The organism is Rhodococcus sp. BP-349, from assembly GCF_019835845.1.
In the GTDB taxonomy this organism is placed as follows: Bacteria; Actinomycetota; Actinomycetes; order Mycobacteriales; family Mycobacteriaceae; genus Rhodococcoides.
Window position 1 is genome coordinate 457,032 of sequence record NZ_JABUDR010000003.1, and the last position, 20,429, is coordinate 477,460.

The window sequence follows — 20,429 nt, forward strand, 5'->3', positions numbered from 1 at the left end:
CCGGTTCGTCAGCGGCGGAAGGAGTCCGTCGCCTCGACGAGGTGATGGATGATTCCCGGTTCCGCGGCGGAGTGGCCGGCGTCGTCCACGATGTGGAGCGTCGACGACGGCCAGGATCGATGCAGATCCCAGGCGCTCGTGGCGGGGCACACCACGTCGTAACGTCCCTGCACGATGACACCGGGGATGTGGGCGATGGAGTCCATGTTCGCCAGCAACTGGTTCTGTTCCAGGAACCCCTGGTGCACGAAGTAGTGATTCTCGATGCGCGAGAACGCGAGTGCGAACCGTGCCTCGGAGTTCTGCTCCACGCGTTCCGGTTTCGGGAGCAGGGTGCTGGTGGCGCCCTCCCACGTGGACCAGGCGACCGCCGCGTTCAGCGCGGTCTCGGGATCGGACGAGTGAAGGAGTCGGTGGTAGATCTCCACCGGGTCGTCGTCGCGCTCCGCCGCCGGGATCGGGGCCAGGAACTTCTCCCACAGTTCGGGGAAGAGGTGACCCGCGCCGCCGCGGTAGTACCAGTCGATCTCCGACTCCCGCAGCAGGAAGATGCCGCGCAACACCAACGATGTGACGCGGTGCGGATGCGCCTGGGCGTATGCGAGCGACAACGTGGATCCCCACGAGCCGCCGAACACCGACCAGGTGGCGATGCCGAGATGCTCACGCAGGACCTCCATGTCGGCGATGGAGTGTCCGGTGGTGTTGACGGAGAGATCGGCGCCGTCGGCGACGTGCGGCGTGGAGCGACCACACCCGCGCTGGTCGAACAGCACGATCCGGTAGGCCTCGGGGTCGAAGTAGCGACGCTGATCGGGACCCGTGCCGCCGCCGGGCCCGCCGTGCACGAACACCACCGGGGTCCCGTCGGGGTTGCCGCTGACCTCGAAGTGGAGGCGCTGCCCGTCACCGACGTCGAGCATCCCCGAATCGTGCGGGTCCAGTTCGGGGTAGAGGGACCGGCGCGTCGTCATCGTCACAGCCCCACGAGGCCCGACGCGAGGTCGGGGATCTCGAGGATGTCGACGACCTGGCTCCGGACGTCGGAGCACGCATCGGTTGCGGCCGTGTCCACGATCGCGCGGTCCTGGATCACCGCGGCGTTCAGTCCGTAGCGCGCCGCCCACGTCTGCACCAGGATGTTGAGACCGCCTCGGCCCACGGTCGGGCCCTGCACGCGCCAGTTCGACAACTGTGCCTCGAGGTCGGTGCACAGCGACTGCGCCTGATCCTCGGACACCGTCGGCGTGGCCGGAGCCGCCGACGTCGTCGTCGTGGGAGCGGCCGTGGTCGTCGACGGAGCGATGGTGTCCGTCCCGCCCGCGCACGACGTCAGGGTCACGGCCGCTGCCGCCAGAACACCCGCCGCGGCGAGTCCATGTCGCATCATCATGGCCCCGAGTGTGCCACCCGGGTGCTTCCCCGACCGGCCTACCCGCGTCGCTCGCCGGGGGTTGCGGTGCTAGAAGCTGTGCTCCTGCGCGGGGAAGGCTCCCGACCGCACCTCGGCGGCGTAGGTCGACGCCGCCGCACGCAGCTGATCGCCGACGTCACCGAAACGCTTGACGAACTTGGCGGTGCGACCGCTGGTGAAACCGGCCATGTCCTGCCAGACGAGAACCTGGGCGTCGCACTCCGGACCCGCACCGATGCCGACGGTGGGGATCGTCAGCTTGCGCGTCACCTGGCCGGCCAGATCGGCGGGCACCATCTCCATGACGACGGCGAAGGCGCCGGCCTCCTGGACGGCGATGGCGTCGGCCACGAGCTGCTCGGACGCGTCGCCGCGGCCCTGCACGCGGAAACCACCGAGTCCGTTGACGCTCTGCGGGGTGAAGCCGATGTGCGCCATCACGGGAATGCCGGCGGCGGTGATGGCGGCGATCTGCGGGGCGACACGCTCGCCGCCCTCGAGCTTGACCGCGTTGGCCTGGCCCTCGCGCATGAAGCGGACGGCCGTCTCGACGGCCTGGTGCGGGGAGATCTCGTAGGTGCCGAACGGCAGGTCGGCGACCACGAGTGCGTTCGGGGCGCCGCGTACCACGCCGCGCACCAGGGGGATGAGCTCGGCGATGTCGATGTGCACCGTGGTGTCGTAGCCGTAGACCACGTTGGCGGCCGAGTCGCCCACGAGCAGGACGGGGATACCGGCCTCCTCGAAGATGCGGGCACTCGAGTAGTCGTAGGCGGTGAGCATGCTCCAGCGGTCGCCGGAGGCCTTCATCGCCTGCAGGTGGTGGGTGCGGGTCTTGCGGCCCGTGGGTGCGGATCCGTACAGCGGGGTCTCAGCAGCAGACATCGTGCGTCCCTTTCGTCCTCGAGGCCCGCTCGGCGGGTCCCCGGGTAGAGGTGATGACGCGTTCAGTCTGCCACCGTCGGGGTCCCACGGCACGAGTGCGCTTGGTCACACACGACGGCGTGCCACCATCGAGACGTGCCCTCCCGTCGCGCGTCCGTCCGTCTCGCCGTCTCCCTCTCGGTTCTCGCGGTGCTGGCCGCGGCGTGCGGCTCCGATGTCGGCGGCACTGCCACCGACGACGAGGGTGGGTCAGTTCCCGTCACGACGACGCAGACGCGGGCAGATCAACCGTCGACGCTCGACGCCTTCCGGGCGCAGCGCGTCACGTGGGGATCGTGCGAGGGATTCGTGACCGACGGGTCCGAGCTGGATCCGAGCCTGCAGTGCGGCCGGGTGACCGTGCCCATCGACTACGACGATCCGGCCGGGCCCACCGCCTCACTGGCGCTGTCCCGGTCGGCGGCGACGGGGGAGAAGGTGGGCTCGATGCTCGTCAATCCGGGCGGACCCGGCGCGTCGGGCCTCTCCACCGCGACCGTGGCACGGGGTACCTCTGTCGAATCGTCCTTCGACGTCATCGGATTCGATCCTCGGGGGATCGGTGCGTCGGTGCCCGCGGTGCGCTGCGACACCCCGCGGGAGTTCGATGCCGAGCGCGCGGACAACGACGTGGACACCTCGCCCGCCGGCATCGCCGAGACGGAGAAGGAGAACCAGGACTACGCCGCGCGCTGCGCCGAGCGCAACGATCCGGTGTTGCTCGAACACCTGACGTCGGCCGACGTCGCGCGGGACATGGACGTCGTCCGGTCGGTGCTCGGCGACGATCAGCTGACGTATCTCGGATTCTCGTACGGAACGCGGCTGGGCTACACCTACGCCGAACTCTTTCCCGAGAACGTGCGCGCGATGGTGCTCGACGGCGCTCTCGACCCGGCGGCGAACGCGGCCGACGAGGTGGTCGCCCAGGGTGCCGGCTTCCAGTCCGTCTTCGACGCCTTCGCGGCCGACTGCGCGGGACGGTCCGACTGTCCGCTGGGCACCGACCCGGCCGGAGCCGTGCGTTCCTTCCGGGCACTGGTCGATCCGTTGGTGGACCGGCCCGCGAGCACTGAGCTCACCGGGCCGGAGGGGGTCCGCTCGCTGAGCTACGACGATGCCGTGACCGGAGTGCAGCAGGCGCTCTACAGCACCGAACTGTGGGCACCGTTGCGGCGCGGACTGACTCAGCTGGGGAACGGCCAGGGCGACATCCTGCTCACGCTCGCCGATCTCTACAACGGGCGCCTCAGCGACGGCACGTACAGCAACACCAACGACGCGTTCACCGCCGTGCGGTGCGTCGACGATCCGCGGGTGACAGACCGGGCGGAGGAGGGCGCGCTCGACGCCCGGTTCCGCGCCGCTGCGCCGTTCCTGGACGACGGCCGGGGCAACGGCACCGCGCCGCTCGAGCCGTGCGCCTTCTGGCCGGTGCCCTCGGCGGCCGACCCCGGTCCCGTCTCGATACCGGGACTCGCGCCGACCGTGGTGGTCTCGACCACCGACGATCCCGCCACCCCGTACGAGGCCGGTGTCGCTCTGGCCGCGCAGCTGGGCTCGTCGCTGGTCTCCTACGAGGGAAATCAGCACACCGCGTCGTTCGCCGGGATCGCCTGCATCGACGACGCCGTGTCCGCCTACCTCGTCGACCTGACGCCCCCACCAGCTGGTCTGCGCTGCTGAATGGCGACCTCACAGACGTCGACGCCGCACTGTGAGGTCCGGAAAGTACGACCGGTTTCACGATGTAACACGGATTTAATGCAACGTGCCTAGCCTGACGGTCATGGATCGCCAAAAGGAATTCGTGCTTCGCACTCTGGAGGAGCGCGACATCCGGTTCGTCCGTCTGTGGTTCACGGACGTGCTCGGCTACCTCAAGTCCGTGGCCATCGCTCCGGCCGAACTCGAGGGCGCGTTCGAGGAGGGCATCGGCTTCGACGGCTCGGCGATCGAGGGCTTCTCGCGAGTCTCCGAGGCCGACACCGTGGCCAAGCCCGATCCCACGACGTTCCAGATCCTGCCCTGGACCACCAGCAAGGGTGAGCAGCACTCCGCCCGCATGTTCTGCGACATCGCGATGCCCGACGGGTCACCGTCCTGGGCGGACTCCCGGCACGTGCTGCGTCGCCAGCTCTCCAAGGCCGCGGACCTCGGATTCAGCTGCTACGTGCATCCCGAGATCGAGTTCTTCCTGTGCAAGGAACTGCCCGACGACGGTCGGCCCCCCGTCCCCGCGGACAACGGCGGCTACTTCGACCAGGCCGTCCACGACGAGGCGCCGAACTTTCGGCGCCACGCCATCGACGCCCTCGAGTCCATGGGCATCTCGGTGGAGTTCAGCCACCACGAGGCCGCACCCGGTCAGCAGGAGATCGACCTGCGTTACGCCGACGCCCTGTCCATGGCCGACAACGTGATGACCTTCCGCTACCTCGTCAAAGAGGTCGCGATCGACGAGGGCGTGCGCGCGACGTTCATGCCCAAGCCGTTCAGTGATCAGGCCGGGTCGGCCATGCACACGCACATGAGCCTGTTCGAGGGCGAGACCAACGCCTTCCACAACCCGGACGACCCCATGCAGTTGTCCGAGACCGGCAAGGCCTTCATCGCGGGCATCCTCGAGCACGCCAACGAGATCAGCGCGGTCACCAACCAGTGGGTCAACTCCTACAAGCGTCTGATCCACGGCGGCGAGGCCCCCACGGCGGCGTCCTGGGGACCGTCGAATCGCTCTGCGCTGGTACGCGTTCCGATGTACACACCGAACAAGGCGTCCTCTCGTCGCGTCGAGATCCGCAGCCCCGACTCGGCGTGCAACCCGTACCTCACCTTCGCCGTGCTGCTCGCGGCCGGACTGCGCGGGGTGGAGAAGGGATACACGCTGCCGCCCGAGGCCGAGGAGGACGTGTGGTCGTTGACCTCCGCCGAACGCCGCGCCATGGGCTACCGGGAGCTGCCCAGCAGCCTCAACGAGGCGCTCGCCGCCATGGAGGGCTCGGAGCTGGTGGCCGAGGCGCTCGGCGAGCACGTCTTCGACTACTTCCTGCGCAACAAGCGTCGTGAGTGGGAGTCGTACCGTTCGCACGTGACGCCGTTCGAGCTCAAGACCTACCTCGGTCTGTAGGGCCCGCGCGACTGCGCGATTGTCGAGTGGACCGGGCTGTCGAGTAACGTCGACACGCCATGAACATGTCGGAATGCACCACCGTCCCGAGATTCGTCGTCCCGAGATTCGTCGACCCGCGGTTCGTCCACCCGACGTTCGCTGACGCCGACCCGGCGGTCGACTCGTACACCGTGGTGGAGGCTCGCCCGTGATTCCGCCCAGTTCCCGTTCCACCGTGCCCAGCCCCGGACGGCTCGGTCTCGTCGAGGCGTCGGCCCCGGCGAACCTCTCGCTGCTGGGCTGGATCGACGAGGACAGCACCGAGCTGCTGTGGTCGCTGTCGCGCTCGCCCGACGCCGATCTCGCGCTGCGCACCCTCGCGCGGCTCGCCGAGGATCTCGGTGACGGCTGGTCCGACCTCGACGCCCGCCTGCGCACCGACAAGAGTCTGCGCGGCCGCATGTTCGCTCTCGCCGGATCGTCCAGCGCTCTCGGTGACCACCTGGTGTCCGAGCCGGAGAAGTGGCGCCTGCTCACCACCTGCACGGAGTCGTTGCCCACGGCCGACGAGCTGCGCGACTCGATGCTCGCGAGCGTCGGTGCCGTCGCGGAGGCAGGCGACGCTGCCCTCGGTCAGGTGTTCCGGGCCGAGCTGACCGGACCCAAGGCCATCATCGCGCTGCGCGCGGCGTACCGCGACCACCTCATGATCCTGGCCGCCGCCGATCTCGCGGCGACCGTGGAGAACGAGCCCGTCGTGCCCTACGAGGTGGTCGGTCGTCAGCTGTCCGATCTGGCGGACGCGGCGCTCACCGCGGCACTGTCCGTGGCCGTCACCGTCACGTTCCCCGACGGGCCCTGCTCGGTCCGACTCGCGGTCATCGCGATGGGCAAATGCGGTGCGCAGGAACTGAACTACGTGAGCGACGTCGACGTCGTCTTCGTCGCCGAGCCCTCCAACTCGCTCGCCACCCGCATGGCCGGCGAGATGATGCGCATCGGCTCGTCCGCCTTCTTCGAGGTCGACGCCGCACTCCGTCCCGAGGGCAAGCAGGGCGAACTGGTCCGCACACTGGACTCGCACCTGGCCTACTACCAGCGGTGGGCGAAGACCTGGGAGTTCCAGGCGTTGCTCAAGGCGCGCGCCATGACCGGTGACGCCGAGCTGGGCCAGGCCTACGTCGACGCGGTGACGCCGATGGTGTGGGTGGCCAGTGAGCGCGAGGACTTCGTCCCCGAGGTGCAGGCGATGCGCCGCCGCGTCGAGGAGATGGTGCCGGCCGAGCTGCGCGAGCGCGAGATCAAGCTGGGTCGCGGCAGCCTGCGTGACGTCGAGTTCGCCGTCCAGCTGCTGCAACTCGTGCACGGACGAGCCGACGACTCCCTCCACGAACGCGGTACCGTCGCCGCGCTGTCCGCTCTCGCCACCGGCGGTTACATCGGGCGTGACGACGCGGCCAACCTCACCGCGTCCTACGAGTTCCTCCGCCTCATCGAGCACCGGCTGCAGCTGCAGAAGCTGCAGCGCACGCACCTCCTGCCGCCGGACGACGACGACGAGGCGATGCGCTGGCTCGCCCGCGCCGCACACATGCGTCCCGACGGCAACCACGACGCGACCGGCGTTCTGCGCCAGGAGATCCGTCGCAACGCGCAGCGGATCCGGCGGTTGCACGCTCGGCTGTTCTATCGCCCTCTGCTCGAATCGGTGGCCCGGCTGGACAGCGACTCGCTGCGCCTCAGTTCGGATTCCGCGATCCGGCAGCTCTCGGCGCTCGGCTACTCGGCTCCACAGAACGCGCTCGGACACCTGAGCGCACTCGTCGGCATGGGTGCGCGCAAGGGTCGCATCCAGTCGCTGCTGCTGCCGACGCTGCTCGAATGGCTGGGGGACACACCGGATCCCGACGCCGGACTGCTGGCCTACCGACGACTGTCCGAGGAGGTCGCGGAGCAGTCCTGGTTCCTGCGCCTGGTCCGTGACGAGGGACCGGTGGCACAGCGGCTGATGCAGGTGCTCGGGTCGTCGGAGTACCTGCGCGGTGTGTTGGTCAACGCGCCGGAGGTGATCCGACTCTTCGCCGACGGATCGACCGGCCCCAAACTGCTCGACGTCGATCCCACCGAGACGTACGGCGCCATCCTGAAGTCCTCTGCGCGCTACGACGATCCGGTGCGCGCGGTCGCGGCGGCGCGATCCCTGCGTCGCTACGAACTGGCGCGGGTGGCCTCGGCGGACATCCTCGGACTGCTCGAGGTCCCCGAGGTGTGCCGGGCGCTGTCCTCGGTGTGGGCTGCGGTCATCAACGCCGCCCTGGACGCGGCAGTTCGTGCGTCCGTCGCCGAGCGCGGCGGCGGCGCTCCCGCGTCAATCGCCATCATCGGCATGGGCCGACTCGGTGGTGGTGAACTGGGCTACGGGTCCGACGCCGACGTGTTGTTCGTGTGCGAGCCTACCGAGGGCGCCGACGACAGCGACGCCGTCAAGTGGGCCAACGCCATCGCCGATCGCGTCCGCAAGCTCCTGGGCTCACCCAGCCAGGATCCGCCGCTCGAGGTGGACACCGGCCTGCGCCCCGAGGGGCGCAACGGCCCTGTCGTGCGCACACTCTCGGCCTACGACGCGTACTACTCGCAGTGGGCGCAGCCGTGGGAGGTGCAGGCACTGCTCCGCGCCCACCAGGTCGCGGGCGATCAGGATCTGGGAATCCGGTTCCTGCTCATGGCCGACCGCATCCGGTACCCCGAGGGCGGTGTCTCCGAGGACGCCGTCCGCGAGATCCGTCGCATCAAGGCTCGGGTCGACGCGGAGCGGCTGCCCAAGGGAGCCGATCCGAAGACACACACCAAGCTGGGGCGCGGGGGACTGGCCGATGTCGAGTGGACCGTGCAGCTGCTGCAACTGCGTCACGCCCACCGCATTCCGGCGCTGCACAACACGTCGACCCTCGAGTGTCTGGACGCGATCGGCGCCGCGGAGCTCATGAGCCCGGGCGACGTCGACCTCCTGCGCCAGGCGTGGCTCACCGCCACCAAGGCCCGCAATGCGCTGGTCCTGGTGCGCGGCAAGCCGACCGACCAGTTGCCGGCCCCCGGCAAGGTGCTGTCGGCTGTCGCGCAGGTGGCCGGCTGGCCCAGCGGCGACGCAGGGGAGTTCCTCGACAACTACCTGCGCGTCACCCGTCGAGCCAAGGCCGTGGTCGAGCGCGCGTTCGGTTCCTGACCAGTACCTCGGTGCTAGTCGGCGCCGGCGGTGACGAAGCCCTGCTGCACCATCCAGTCACGCGCCACCTCGGCGGGCTCGCGACCGTCGACGTCGACCTGCTTGTTCAGTTCGGTGATGGCGTCGATGGTCAGCGCCTCGGACACCGGCGCGGTGATCTCCGCGATCTCCGGGTAGCGGTCGGCGATCTCCTGACGGAGGTTCACCGTCGCGTTGTAGCGCGGGAAGAACAGCTTGTCGTCCTCGACGACCACCAGGTTCAGGCCCTTGATGCGACCGTCGGTGGTGAACACCTCGCCGAACTTGCACTGCGACCCGTCCGCCGTCGCCTGGTAGATGATGCCCGTCTGCAGGATCTGGCGATCGACCGCGCCGGCGTCGAAGCCGTACGCCGCCGCCATGCCGGGAAAACCGTCCTGCCGGGAGTTGAACTCGGTCTCCACGCACACCGCTGCGGCCGCAGGATCGCGCTGCACCAGGGCGGCGTAGTCGGACAGCGTCTTCACGCCGGTCTCCTCCGCCGTCTGCTGATTCATCGCGAGTGCGTACGTGTTGTCCATCGGCGCCGGGTTGACCCAGACGATGCCGTTCTCCTCGTCCGCATCGCGCACCGCCTCGTACTGCTCGGTCGCGTCGGGAATGGGAGTCTCGTTGCCGAGGTAGTTGATCCAGCCGGTGCCGGTGTATTCGTACGTGACGTCGACCTGGCCGCTGATCATGGCCTGCCGCGTGCTGTTGGATCCCGAGATGTTCGTCAGGTCTCGCACGTTCGCGCCCGCGGCTTCGAGCGCGAACTCCAGGATGTAACCGAGGATGATCTGCTCGGTGAAGTCCTTGGAGCCGACGGTGAGCTCGGCACCTTCCAGGCCAGGCTGAGCCGTGATGCTTCCAGGCTCCACGGCCAAGGGCACCGCGCTGCCGGACTGCAGCCCGCAACTGGTGAGGGCGAGAGTGGAGACCGCGCAGAGTGCGATCAGGGTGCGGCGCATCAGCGCAGTCCTTTCGGTCCGAGGAACGCCTCGGCGAGAGCGCCCAACCAGTCGACGAGCAACGCCAGCGCCACCGCGAGTACGGCGCCCACGACGAGGATGAGCGGCTGATTGAGCTTGTACCCGGTGTCGATGAGCACGCCGAGTCCGCCGGCGCCGACGAGGAAGCTCAGCGTCGCGGTACCGACGGCCAGCACCAGAGAGGTGCGCAGCCCGGCGAGGATGTACGGCACCGCGAGCGGGAACTCGATGCGCCACAGGATGCCGGAGCCCGACATGCCCTGTCCGCGTGCGGCATCGATGTAGCTCGCGTCCACCTGCTGGAACCCCAGCATCGTGTTTCGCAGCACCGGGAGCAGTGAGTAGAACGCGATCGGCAGGACACCGACCCAGAACCCGGTGCTGCCGGTCGCGAGGAACAGCAGTACCAGCAGGCCGACGGCCGGTGCCGCCTGGCCGATGTTCGCGATACCGATGAAGACGGGTGCGAGCCGTCGATATCCGTTGCGGGTGAGGATGATTCCGAGCGGCACTGCGATCAGTACGACGAGTGCCGTCACGACGAACGTGATCAGGACATGTTCGAGAACGCGCTGGGAGATCGTGGCGACGTTGATCGTCGCCGCCTGCGTCGCCGTGAGATCACGCGAGAGGGCGTAGACCAGCACGACCACCACGAGGACGAGAACCAGTGCGGGCTGGACGACCAGACGGATCCGTTCGGCACGGCGCGCTGCCCTGGCCGCAGACTTCGCGTCGCCCTCGGCATCGGCGGGATCGTCGACGACGGTCGCCTCGACCGACGCGGTCACGACGACGCGCCCGAGACGGATGCCGCGCCGGTGTCGACCACGTCGTCGTGGTCGTGCGCGTGCTGCGAACGGATGGTCTTGATCGTGTCGATCAGTGCCTCGATGGTGACGGTGCCGACGTATTCGCCACGCTTGCCCGTCACGGTCGCGGTCGCGTTGCCCTCGGCGAGTAGCGCCTCGAGCGCGTCCTGCAGCGTGGACTGGATCGACACGAGCTCACCGATCGGCACACCGACGTCGCGGAGGCTGCCCACACCGGCGAGGTGGCGACGGTCCGTCCACCGGATGGGCCGCTTGCGGGCGTCGAGGATGAGACCCCATGCCTCCGGATCGTTGCCGAGCGCCCGGTTCATCGTCTCGACCGGCTCGTCCTCACCGAAAGCGGGAACGTCGCTGAGTTCGATGTCGCGTACGCGCATGAGGGTGAGCTGCTTGAGGGCGGCACCGGCGCCCACGAAGCCGGCCACCGTCTCGTCGGCGGGATTGGCCAGGACGGCCTCAGGGGTGTCGTACTGCAGGATGCGGGACTGGTTGCCCAGGACGGCGATCCGGTCACCGAGCTTGACTGCCTCGTCGAAGTCGTGGGTCACGAAGACGATGGTCTTCCCCAGCTCGGCCTGCAGGCGCATCAGCTCGTCCTGCAGGAGACCGCGAGTGATGGGGTCCACGGCACCGAAGGGCTCGTCCATCAACAGCACCGGGGGATCGGCCGCCAGCGCGCGGGCCACTCCCACGCGCTGCTGCTGCCCACCGGAGAGCTGGCGCGGGTAGCGCTCGCGGTACTGGCCCGGATCGAGTCCGACCAGATCGAGCATCTCGTCGGTACGGTCGGAGATCTTCTTCTTGTTCCACCCGATGAGCCCGGGGACCATGCCGACGTTCTGCGCGATCGTCATGTGTGGGAACAGGCCGGCCTGCTGGATCGAGTAGCCGATGGTGCGTCGCAGCTCGTTCGGGTCGATGGACAACGCGTCCTTGCCGCCGATCGTGATGCGGCCGGAGGTGGGCTCGATCAGGCGGTTGATCATCCGCATCGTCGTCGTCTTGCCGCAGCCCGACGGTCCCACCAACACGACGACCTCACCCGCGGGAATGGTGAGCGACACGTGGTCGACCGCGGCGGCCTTCTGGTTGGGGTAGGACTTCGTCACGTCCTCGAGGACGATCTCTGCTCCGGTGGTGGTGCGAGTCGTGTCAGTCACGGATACCCCTCGAGGTGGTGAGTTTGCCGATCAGGACGAAGATCCCGTCGAGGATCAGCGCCAGGATGACGATCAGGACGGTGCCGGTGAGGGCCTGGGGAACTGCGGTGGGGCTGCCGACGCGGGCGAGCCCGGAGAACAGAAGATTGCCGAGGCCGGGGCCCTTGGCGTACGCGGCGATGGCGAGAATGCCCATCGCCATCTGGGTGCTGACGCGCATCCCGGTGAGGATCGACGGCCATGCGAGAGGAATCTCGATGCGGCGCAACACGGTGGCTCGGCTCATGCCGATTCCGCGTGCCGCATCGCTGACCGCGGGATTCACCGCGTCGAGTCCGACCACGGTGTTCCGGATGATCGGCAGCAGCGAGTAGAGCACCAGCGCGGTGACGGTGGGCTTGACGCCGAGACCGAGAATGGGAATCAGCAGGCCCAGCAGCGCGAACGACGGGATGGTGAGCACCGTGCTCGCGAGAGCCGTGGCGACGGCGGAGCCGGCGGGACTGCGGTAGACGAGAACTCCGATGGCGACACCCAGGATGGTCGCGATGACGACACACTGGACGACGGCGGAGACGTGGAGATAGGAATCGATCGCGAGCTGCCTTCGGCGGCCGACGATGAAGTCCCACAGAGCATCCATCAGGTGCAGATCCTTCGCTCGGCAACAGGAGAGACGCGACTGTGGTGGTGCCACGACGTCCGGCGGCCGGGTGGATCGTCACTCGGAACACAGCGGACAACCGTGTCTACCCCGAAAGTGCGGAGTTCAATCCAACTTTGGGTCGTGTCGTGTCCGCATCGTTCCCGAATCGTCCCGAAAACGACTCGAGCCCGTCCCGGACAGGGTCCGGAAACGGGCTCGAGAAGTGGTGACGCGTGACTCAGCAGTCGTAGTACAGCTGGAACTCGTACGGATGCGGACGGAGGTTCACCGGCGCGATCTCGTTCTCACGCTTGAGCGAGATCCAGGTCTCGATCAGGTCGGTGGTGAAGACGCCACCAGCGGTGAGGTACTCGTGGTCGGCCTCGAGGCGGTCGATCACGGCAGGCAGCGACGTGGGTGCCTGCGGGATGTTCTTGGCCTCCTCCGGCGGGAGCTCGTAGAGGTCCTTGTCGACGGGGGCGAGAGGCTCGATCTTGTTCTTGATGCCGTCCAGGCCGGCCATCATCTGCGCGGCGAACGACAGGTACGGGTTACCGGACGCGTCGGGTGCGCGGAACTCGAGGCGCTTGGCCTTCGGGTTGTTGCCCGTGGTGGGGATACGGACGGCGGCCGAGCGGTTACGGCCCGAGTACACCAGGTTGATGGGGGCCTCGTAGCCCGGCACCAGACGGTGGTACGAGTTGATCGTCGGGTTCGTGAACGCCAGCAGCGACGGGGCGTGGTGCAGGATGCCGCCGATGTAGTGACGAGCGAGGTCCGACAGACCCGCGTAGCCCTTCTCGTCGTAGAAGAGCGGCTTGCCGTCCTTCCAGAGCGACTGGTGGACGTGCATGCCCGAACCGTTGTCACCGAAGAGCGGCTTCGGCATGAAGGTGGCGGACTTGCCGTGCTGCCAGCAGGTGTTCTTGACGATGTACTTGAACAGCTGCAGGTCGTCGGCTGCGCGCAGCATGGTGTTGAACTTGTAGTTGATCTCCTGCTGACCGCCGGTGCCGACCTCGTGGTGGCCGCGCTCGAGCTCGAAGCCCGCGTTCTGCAGGTTGGTGGAGATGGCGTCGCGGATGTCGACGTAGTGGTCGTACGGCGCGACGGGGAAGTAGCCACCCTTCGGGCGGACCTTGTAGCCGAGGTTGGGCGAGCCGTCGGCCTCGGTCTCGGCGCCGGTGTTCCAGGCGCCGGAGCTCGAGTCGAGCTCGTAGAACGCGCCGTTCATCTGCGAGTCGTACCGCACCGAGTCGAAGATGTAGAACTCGGCCTCGGCACCGAAGAACGCGGTGTCGGCGATGCCGGTGCTGGCCAGGTACTCCTCGGCCTTGCGCGCGACGTTGCGGGGGTCGCGGCTGTAGGACTCACGGGTGTACGGATCGTGGACGAAGAAGTCCATGTTCAGCGTCTTGGCATGACGGAACGGGTCGATCTGAGCGGTGCCGTAGTCGGGCAGCAGCATCATGTCCGACTCGTGGATCGACTGGAAGCCACGCACGGACGAGCCATCGAACGCGAGACCGTCTTCGAGGGTGTCCTTGGTGAACGCCTTCGCCGCGATCGAGAAGTGCTGCTGGATACCCGGGAGATCGGTGAAACGGATGTCGACGTACTCGACGCTCTCGTCCGCTATGTACTTGATGACCTCTTCGGCCGTGGTGAAATCCACGCTGGGGCTCCTTCTTGTCGAGTGCTGGTCCGCGACGTCCGAGTGAGTGCGGCAGCTGCGCCACGCCGACGGTAGGGAAGTGGTGTTGCCTCACCGTCAAGTCCGTGTTTCGTCGGTGTTACGCGTCCCGTCGTCGCAGCTGGTGGCCGGTGGGAAGGCCCTCCCACCGGGACGACACCTATCCTGGAGCAATGGCACCGGACTCACACCAGTATGGAGAACACTCATGGCACGGATGACCGGATCATGGCTGTCGGGACCCGCCGCCGCGCTACCCGACGGTGACCACGAGCAGCAGGCCTACCAGGGCGAGTACCTGGGACTTCCCAAGGTGGGGCCGGGCTCGCTCGCACCGACACCGAGGCGTGTGGCGGCACTGGCCATCGACTGGCTGATGTCGATGGGTGTGTCCGCGCTGTTCCTCGGCGGCAGTGTCGCGGGAGGCAACCTCTCGACCCTGACCCTCGGCGTGTGGTTCCTGCTCGGACTCGTGTCCGTGAGCTTGTTCTCCTTCACGCCCGGTCAGTTCTGCATGGGCATGCAGGTGGCGCGTATCGACGCCCCGGGCCGCGTGGGATTCGTCCGCGCGCTGGTGCGTCAGGTGTTCATCGCGTTCGTGGTGCCCGCCGTCATCACCGACATCGACAGCCGCGGCATGCACGACCGCGCGACGGGCACCGCACTCCTCATGTCCCGGTAGTGGGGCCGGAGGCCACTAGCGACGCTTGATGGTGCGCTGCACGCCCTTCATCTTCGCGCCGCCCGGCATCGGTCCCTTGGGGAGTGCCGGGCCTCCGCGGGCGCCCAGTGCCGAGAGTCGTGACTCGATGGTCTCCATGCGCTTGCTGTCGATGTTCTTCGGCAGCTTGGTCAGGTACTTCTGCAGCTGCGAGAGCGGCACCTGGCCCTCGTCGTTGCCGACGACGACGTCGTAGATCGGGGTGTCGCCGACGAGGCGTGCGGTCTTCTTCTTCTCCTGCGCCAGCAGTGCCTTCACGCGCTGCGGTGCGCCCTCGGCCACCAGGATGACGCCGGGACGACCGATGACGCGGTGCACGGCGTCCAGCTGCGTGGTGCCGGCGATGGCGGTCTTGACACGCCACCCGCCCTGCAGGTTGTCCAGTGCCCACGCGGCGGCGCCGGCCTGGCCCTCGGCCTTGCCGTACACCGACTTCTGCACGCGGCGACCGAAGATCACGAACGCGATGAGCACACCGATGAGGAGCCCGAACGGCAGCAGGAGCCACTCGATCCCGAAGATCAGTCCGATCAGGAAGAACAGCACCGCCATACCGACGACCGATCCGATCATCAGCGGCAGGAGGAGCTTGTCCTCCTTGCGCTGCATCTGGAAGGCCTGCCACAACTGGGCACGCCGTTCCTTCGAGGCCTGCTTGCGTGCTGCCTTCGCCGCGGCCTTCGCCTCTTTCGAGGCCTTGCCCTTGCCTGCTGTACCGCCGTTCGCCATGACTCCCAGGATAGGCGCAGACGCAGCGCGGCCCGCCATCCGGTAGGACGGCGGGCCGCGTGGTGTCGCTGGGGGTGTGGGGTCAGCGGGCTGCCAGGCGCGCCATCAGCGAGCTGGCTTCCTGGGACGCCTCGCCGCCGTGCTCGAGGTGGGACATGTTCTCGGAGATCGCACGGCCGTGGTGAGCCATGGCCTGCGCGTAGAGGCGACCCGCGCGGTACGAGGAGCGGACCAGGGGACCGGCGAGGACGCCGGCGTAGCCCATGGCCTCGGCGGCTTTGGAGTGCTCGACGAACTCTTCCGGCTTGGCCCACCGGTCGACCGGATGGTGCCGCGGCGACGGGCGTAGGTACTGGGTGATGGTGAGGATGTCGCACCCGGCGTCGTGCAGATCCTGCATCGCCTGCGTGACCTCGTCGTAGGTCTCGCCCATGCCCAGGATCAGGTTCGACTTGGTCACCAGGCCGGCGTCGCGCGCCGCGGTGATGACGTCGAGGCTGCGCTGGTAGCGGAACGCGGGACGGATGCGCTTGAAGATGCGCGGCACCGTCTCGACGTTGTGCGCGAGCACCTCGGGGCGCGAGGAGAACACCTCGGCGAGCTGATCGGGGTCGGCATTGAAGTCGGGGATCAGCAGCTCGACACCGGTGTTGGGGTTGAGGCGCTTGATCTCTCGCACGGTCTCGGCGTACAGCCAGGCGCCGCCGTCCTCGAGATCGTCGCGGGCGACACCCGTGATGGTGGAGTAGCGCAGGCCCATCGCCTGCACCGACTCGGCCACGCGGCGCGGCTCGTCCCGATCGAGGTCGGCCGGCTTGCCGGTGTCGATCTGGCAGAAGTCGCAGCGGCGGGTGCACTGCTCACCGCCGATGAGGAACGTGGCTTCGCGGTCTTCCCAGCATTCGTAGATGTTGGGACACCCGGCCTCTTCGCACACCGTGTGCAGTCCCTCGCGCTTGACGAGTCCCTTGAGTTCGGAGTACTCGGGGCCCATCTTCGCGCGGGTCTTGATCCACGACGGTTTGCGTTCGATCGGGGTCTCCGCGTTTCGGATCTCGAGGCGGAGAAGCTTGCGTCCGTTCGGAGCTTGTGCAGGAGAGTTCTCGGGTGCGACGGTCACCGCATCGATGCTACTCGCGGGGGGTCATCCGCCGAAGTTCACCGTGGTGAAGCGTGGCGTGGGTGCGACGGGCGTTCTGTCCAGATCGTGCACCGCCAACGGCAGGCGACCGTCGAGCGCGTCCAGGATGTGCTGCGTGACAGCCGGAGTGACCTCGTCCACGGTCACGTCGCGACCGAGTTCGTCCGACAGTGTGGTCACCCCGGCGTCCGCGATGCCGCACGGGACGATGGTGCCGAAGCCCTCCAGAGACGCATTGCAGTTCAGGGCGAAGCCGTGCAGAGCCACACCCCGCTGCACGCGGACCCCGATGGCAGCGACCTTGCGTTCGGGCTGCCATCCCGGACCAGAATTTCGGGCTCCGCGCACCTCGCCGGCCGCGAGCCAGACGCCCGAGCGGCCGTCGATGCGTCCGACCACGAGCCCCAGGTCGGTGCACACGGCGATGAGTGCCTCCTCGACCAGCCGGACGTACCGAACGACATCGACGGGCTCCGCGAGCCGCACGATGGGGTAGCCGACCAGCTGCCCGGGACCGTGCCAGGTGATCTTGCCGCCGCGGTCGACGTCGATGACGGGGGTGCCGTCGCGCGGCCGATCCTCGGGAGCCGTACGCCGACCCGCGGTGAAGACGGCGGGGTGCTCGAGAAGCAGCAACTCGTCGGCGCCGACGTTCTCGGCACGACGGCCGGCGACCTCGCGCTGAATCTCGAGAGCTTCGAGGTAGTCGATCGTGCCGAGCGAACGCACGAGCATCGGCCGGGAGTCGGCGCGGGCGGAGCGGGTGATCATGACATCGAAGAGTACGCCGCCGGGTCAGCCGACGGTGTCCGCGAGCGCCTCTCCGATGGTGTTGTGCTCGAACGTGAATCCGTGCTTCTCGAGCACCGCGGGGATGGCTCGCGGATTGTGCAGGATGGCCTCGTTCGCGAACTCGCCGATGATCGCGGAGATCGCGAACCCGGGCACCATCCACGGTGCCGGGCGATGTACCGCTCGCGACATGGCGCTGTTGAACTGGGCGTTGGTCACCGGCGCGGGCCCCTGGAGGTTGACCGGCCCGGTGATGTCCTGATTCTCGAGGGTGAAGACGATCGCCCGGACCTCGTCCGTCAGCGAGATCCATGGGAAGTACTGGCGGCCGCTGCCGAGCCGACCGCCCAGCGCGAACAGGTACAACGGGCGGAGCTTGCCCATCATGCCGCCGTGCCGGGACAGGACGGCAGCGCTGCGCAGGAACACCACCCGGACGCCGTTCGAGGCAGCGAAGGACGTGGCGTCCTCCCAGTCGCGACACACCTCGGCGAGGAAGCCCGTGCCGACCGGCGCCGTCTCGTCGACCACGGTGTCGCCGGTGTCCCCGTAGAAGTTGATGCCGCTGGCGTTGACGAGCGTCGGCACCTTCGCCTCGACGACGGCGCGGGAGATCACCTCGGTGGGGACGATGCGACTGTCGCGGACGGCCTGCTTGTACGCGCCGGTCCACCGCTTGTCACCGATCCCGACACCGCACAGGTTCACCACGGCGTCGGCGCCCTTCAGCGCCTCCGGGGCGAGCGATCCGGCGGTGGGATCCCAGCCGATCTCGTCCGGTCCCGCGGGTGCACGGCGGACGAGGCGGAAGACGTCGTGCCCTCCGCTGCGCAGCGCCGCCACGAGCGACGTGCCGATGAGTCCGGACGATCCTGCGATGACGATGCGCACGAGTGACTGCCTCCTGGGACGGCGACGGGGGCACCCACTGCACGGTGTGCAGCGGGTGCCCCCTCGTTCGACAGGTCACAGATTCCCGGAGGTCGGGGCTGCGAAGTGTCGGGGACTTCCGAGATTACCGAAGAAGCGTCAGAGGCCGAGGTCGGCTTCGAACGCGCCCTCCTCGAGGCGGTGCTTGATGGTGGTCAGGAAGCGTCCGGCATCCGCACCGTCGACCAGCCGGTGGTCGTACGTCAGCGGCAGGTACGCCATGGAGCGGACACCGATCGACTCGCTGCCCGAGGCGTCGGTGACGACGACGGGGCGCTTGACGATCGCGCCGGTACCGAGCATGGCTGCCTGCGGCGGAACCAGGATCGGGGTGTCGAACAACGCGCCCTGGCTGCCGATGTTGGTGATGGTGAACGTTCCACCCGACAGCTCGTCCGGCTTGAGGCCGTTCGAGCGTGCACGCGAGGCGATGTCGGCGATCGCACGGGCGATACCGGCCAGCGACAGGTCACCGGCGTTGTGGATGACGGGGGAGAGAAGGCCCTGCTCCGTGTCCACCGCGATACCCAGGTGCTCGGCGTCGTAGTAGGTGATCTCCTTCTTCGCCTCGTCGATGCTCGCGTTCACGTTGGGGTGGACCTTGAGCGCCTCGACGACGGCCTTCGCGAAGAACGGCAGGAACGTCAGGTTGACGCCCTCGCGCTCCTTGAAGGTGGCCTTGGCCCGGGTGCGCAGAGCCGCGACCTTGGTCATGTCGACCTCGAACACCTGCGTGAGCTGTGCGGACGACTGCAGCGATTCGCGAGTCTTCTTGGCCGTGATCTGGCGGATGCGGTTGATCTTCTGCGTCGATCCGCGCAGGTGCGCCAGTTCCGGACGCACACCCGCGGTGGACGGGGTGGACGGCGCCGACGAGGACGCGGCGGCCGGCGCGGCAGCGGGAGCGGACTCCTGCTTCGCCGGGGCCTTCTTCGCCTCGGCTGCGGCGAGGACGTCCTGCTTGCGGATGCGTCCACCGACGCCCGTGCCCTTGACGGAGTTCAGATCGACGTCGTTCTCCGTGGCGAGCTTGCGCACCAGGGGAGTGACGTACGGGCTGGAACCGCTCGCGTTCGAGTCACCGGCAGGCGCCTCGGACTCGGACTTCGAGGAATTCTCGGACTTCGATTCCGACTTCGGCTCGGGCGTGTAGACCTCGCCGGCGGGCTCGGGATCGGCCTGCTTCGCGGGCTCGTCCGCAGGCTTCGCTTCCGCCTTGGGTTCCGGCTTCTTCTCGGGTTCGGGCTTCTTCTCGGGCTCCGGCTCGGGCTCGGGTGCGGATTCCTTCTTCGCGGGAGCACCGGAACCGATGACGGCGAGCTGGCCGCCGACCTCGACGGTGTCGTCCTCCTCGGCGCTGATCTCGAGCAGGGTGCCGGCGACCGGGGACGGGATCTCGGTGTCGACCTTGTCGGTGGAGACCTCGAGGAGCGGCTCGTCCACGGCGACCTCGTCGCCGACGGCCTTGAGCCACCGGGTGACGGTGCCCTCGGTGACGGACTCGCCCAGTTCGGGCATCGTGACGGGAGTGCCGTCGCCGCCACCGGCGGAACCGCTGCTCGCACCGCCGTCGTCGGCGCTCTCGGGTGCGGACGCGTCGGCCTCGCTCTCGCCCTCGACGGACGCCTGCTCGGCGGCGTCGGACGGGCCTGCGTCGGCGTCGTCGCTGCTCGAGTCGTCGCTGCTCGAGTCGTCGCTGCTCGAGTCGTCGCCGTCGGACGGGGCCTCGTCCGCGTCACCGATGACGCCGAGCTCACCGCCGATCTCGACGGTGTCGTCCTCCTGCGCGACGATCTTGGTCAGGACACCCGCTGCCGGAGACGGAATCTCCGTGTCCACCTTGTCGGTGGAGACTTCGAGCAAGGGTTCGTCGACTTCGACCGTGTCCCCCTCCTGTTTCAGCCACCGTGTGACAGTCCCCTCGGTGACGCTTTCACCGAGAGCTGGCATCTGGACGGAGAAGGTCATGTCTGTTGACTCCTCGACAAGTTGTAGTACGGGTGTAGCGGCTCGTGGTCGCTAGCGGGTGTGGTGTCTAGCCGGTCGCGGTACGTGGACCATTGTGGCCGCGTCGCACCGTTCTCGCGGCGAGTTGTGCCGG

General features: G+C 68.2%; 17 protein-coding genes. 4 read left to right on the forward strand and 13 right to left on the reverse strand.

From position 1 onward, the window contains the following. Window positions 1-8: 8 nt before the first annotated feature. The 3 genes from pip to panB all read right to left on the reverse strand — a co-directional run bounded on the left by pip (window position 9) and on the right by panB (window position 2,299). A complete protein-coding gene (pip, locus tag HQ325_RS18535; protein WP_222631674.1) occupies window positions 9-974 on the reverse strand; it encodes a prolyl aminopeptidase in 966 nt (321 codons plus the stop codon). Between the two features lie 2 nt (window positions 975-976). Next, complete coding sequence (locus tag HQ325_RS18540) at window positions 977-1,393, reverse strand: hypothetical protein (protein ID WP_308014695.1); 417 nt, start codon at window positions 1,391-1,393, stop codon at window positions 977-979. Window positions 1,394-1,462: 69 nt separating this feature from the next. Continuing rightward, window positions 1,463-2,299, reverse strand: coding sequence for a 3-methyl-2-oxobutanoate hydroxymethyltransferase (gene panB, locus HQ325_RS18545; RefSeq protein WP_222631676.1), 837 nt, complete (start codon window positions 2,297-2,299; stop codon window positions 1,463-1,465). A gap of 135 nt (window positions 2,300-2,434) precedes the next feature. Here panB and HQ325_RS18550 point away from each other — a divergent pair, with 135 nt between their 5' ends. The 3 genes from HQ325_RS18550 (at window position 2,435) to HQ325_RS18560 (ending at window position 8,673) form a co-directional block, all read left to right on the forward strand. Further along, window positions 2,435-4,024 carry an alpha/beta hydrolase gene (locus HQ325_RS18550; RefSeq protein ID WP_308014694.1) on the forward strand — a complete coding sequence of 530 codons (1,590 nt, stop codon included), beginning with the start codon at window positions 2,435-2,437 and terminating at the stop codon, window positions 4,022-4,024. A 103-nt stretch (window positions 4,025-4,127) separates the two neighbouring features. Further along, complete coding sequence (glnA, locus tag HQ325_RS18555; protein ID WP_027505789.1) at window positions 4,128-5,468, forward strand: type I glutamate--ammonia ligase; 1,341 nt, start codon at window positions 4,128-4,130, stop codon at window positions 5,466-5,468. Between the two features lie 190 nt (window positions 5,469-5,658). After that, complete coding sequence (locus tag HQ325_RS18560) at window positions 5,659-8,673, forward strand: bifunctional [glutamine synthetase] adenylyltransferase/[glutamine synthetase]-adenylyl-L-tyrosine phosphorylase (RefSeq protein ID WP_222631677.1); 3,015 nt, start codon at window positions 5,659-5,661, stop codon at window positions 8,671-8,673. Window positions 8,674-8,687: 14 nt separating this feature from the next. Here HQ325_RS18560 and HQ325_RS18565 read toward each other — a convergent pair whose 3' ends face one another. The 5 genes from HQ325_RS18565 to glnA (HQ325_RS18585) all read right to left on the reverse strand — a co-directional run bounded on the left by HQ325_RS18565 (window position 8,688) and on the right by glnA (HQ325_RS18585) (window position 13,997). Continuing rightward, the gene (locus HQ325_RS18565) at window positions 8,688-9,662 is read right to left on the reverse strand and encodes a glycine betaine ABC transporter substrate-binding protein (RefSeq protein WP_222631678.1); all 975 of its coding nucleotides are present in this window, start codon (window positions 9,660-9,662) and stop codon (window positions 8,688-8,690) included. Continuing rightward, the gene (locus HQ325_RS18570) at window positions 9,662-10,474 is read right to left on the reverse strand and encodes an ABC transporter permease (RefSeq protein ID WP_222631679.1); all 813 of its coding nucleotides are present in this window, start codon (window positions 10,472-10,474) and stop codon (window positions 9,662-9,664) included. The genes HQ325_RS18565 and HQ325_RS18570 overlap by 1 nt, the downstream gene beginning before the upstream one ends. Further along, the gene (locus HQ325_RS18575; RefSeq protein ID WP_222631680.1) at window positions 10,471-11,676 is read right to left on the reverse strand and encodes an ABC transporter ATP-binding protein; all 1,206 of its coding nucleotides are present in this window, start codon (window positions 11,674-11,676) and stop codon (window positions 10,471-10,473) included. Before HQ325_RS18575 ends, HQ325_RS18570 begins: the two co-directional genes overlap by 4 nt. Continuing rightward, window positions 11,669-12,319: an ABC transporter permease gene (locus HQ325_RS18580; RefSeq protein WP_222631681.1), complete on the reverse strand. Its 651-nt coding sequence runs from the start codon at window positions 12,317-12,319 to the stop codon at window positions 11,669-11,671. Before HQ325_RS18580 ends, HQ325_RS18575 begins: the two co-directional genes overlap by 8 nt. 241 nt (window positions 12,320-12,560) lie before the next feature. Continuing rightward, a complete protein-coding gene (gene glnA / locus HQ325_RS18585; RefSeq protein WP_222631682.1) occupies window positions 12,561-13,997 on the reverse strand; it encodes a type I glutamate--ammonia ligase in 1,437 nt (478 codons plus the stop codon). A gap of 226 nt (window positions 13,998-14,223) precedes the next feature. Here glnA (HQ325_RS18585) and HQ325_RS18590 point away from each other — a divergent pair, with 226 nt between their 5' ends. After that, the gene (locus tag HQ325_RS18590) at window positions 14,224-14,697 is read left to right on the forward strand and encodes an RDD family protein (protein WP_222631683.1); all 474 of its coding nucleotides are present in this window, start codon (window positions 14,224-14,226) and stop codon (window positions 14,695-14,697) included. A 15-nt stretch (window positions 14,698-14,712) separates the two neighbouring features. On the opposite strand, the gene HQ325_RS18595 is transcribed toward HQ325_RS18590, so the two are convergent. The 5 genes from HQ325_RS18595 to sucB all read right to left on the reverse strand — a co-directional run bounded on the left by HQ325_RS18595 (window position 14,713) and on the right by sucB (window position 20,296). Then, entirely contained in the window at window positions 14,713-15,465 is a 753-nt protein-coding gene (locus HQ325_RS18595; protein WP_222631685.1) for a DUF4191 domain-containing protein, read from the reverse strand. Window positions 15,466-15,547: 82 nt separating this feature from the next. Next, window positions 15,548-16,585: a lipoyl synthase gene (lipA, locus tag HQ325_RS18600; RefSeq protein ID WP_308014691.1), complete on the reverse strand. Its 1,038-nt coding sequence runs from the start codon at window positions 16,583-16,585 to the stop codon at window positions 15,548-15,550. Between the two features lie 24 nt (window positions 16,586-16,609). Further along, window positions 16,610-17,377, reverse strand: a complete 768-nt coding sequence (gene lipB, locus HQ325_RS18605; protein WP_222631687.1) for a lipoyl(octanoyl) transferase LipB — start codon at window positions 17,375-17,377, stop codon at window positions 16,610-16,612. A 24-nt stretch (window positions 17,378-17,401) separates the two neighbouring features. Further along, a complete protein-coding gene (locus HQ325_RS18610) occupies window positions 17,402-18,289 on the reverse strand; it encodes a TIGR01777 family oxidoreductase (RefSeq protein ID WP_222631689.1) in 888 nt (295 codons plus the stop codon). A gap of 138 nt (window positions 18,290-18,427) precedes the next feature. Further along, on the reverse strand, window positions 18,428-20,296 hold the full coding sequence (sucB, locus tag HQ325_RS18615) for a 2-oxoglutarate dehydrogenase, E2 component, dihydrolipoamide succinyltransferase (protein ID WP_222631691.1): 1,869 nt from the start codon (window positions 20,294-20,296) through the stop codon (window positions 18,428-18,430). Window positions 20,297-20,429 lie beyond the last annotated feature (133 nt).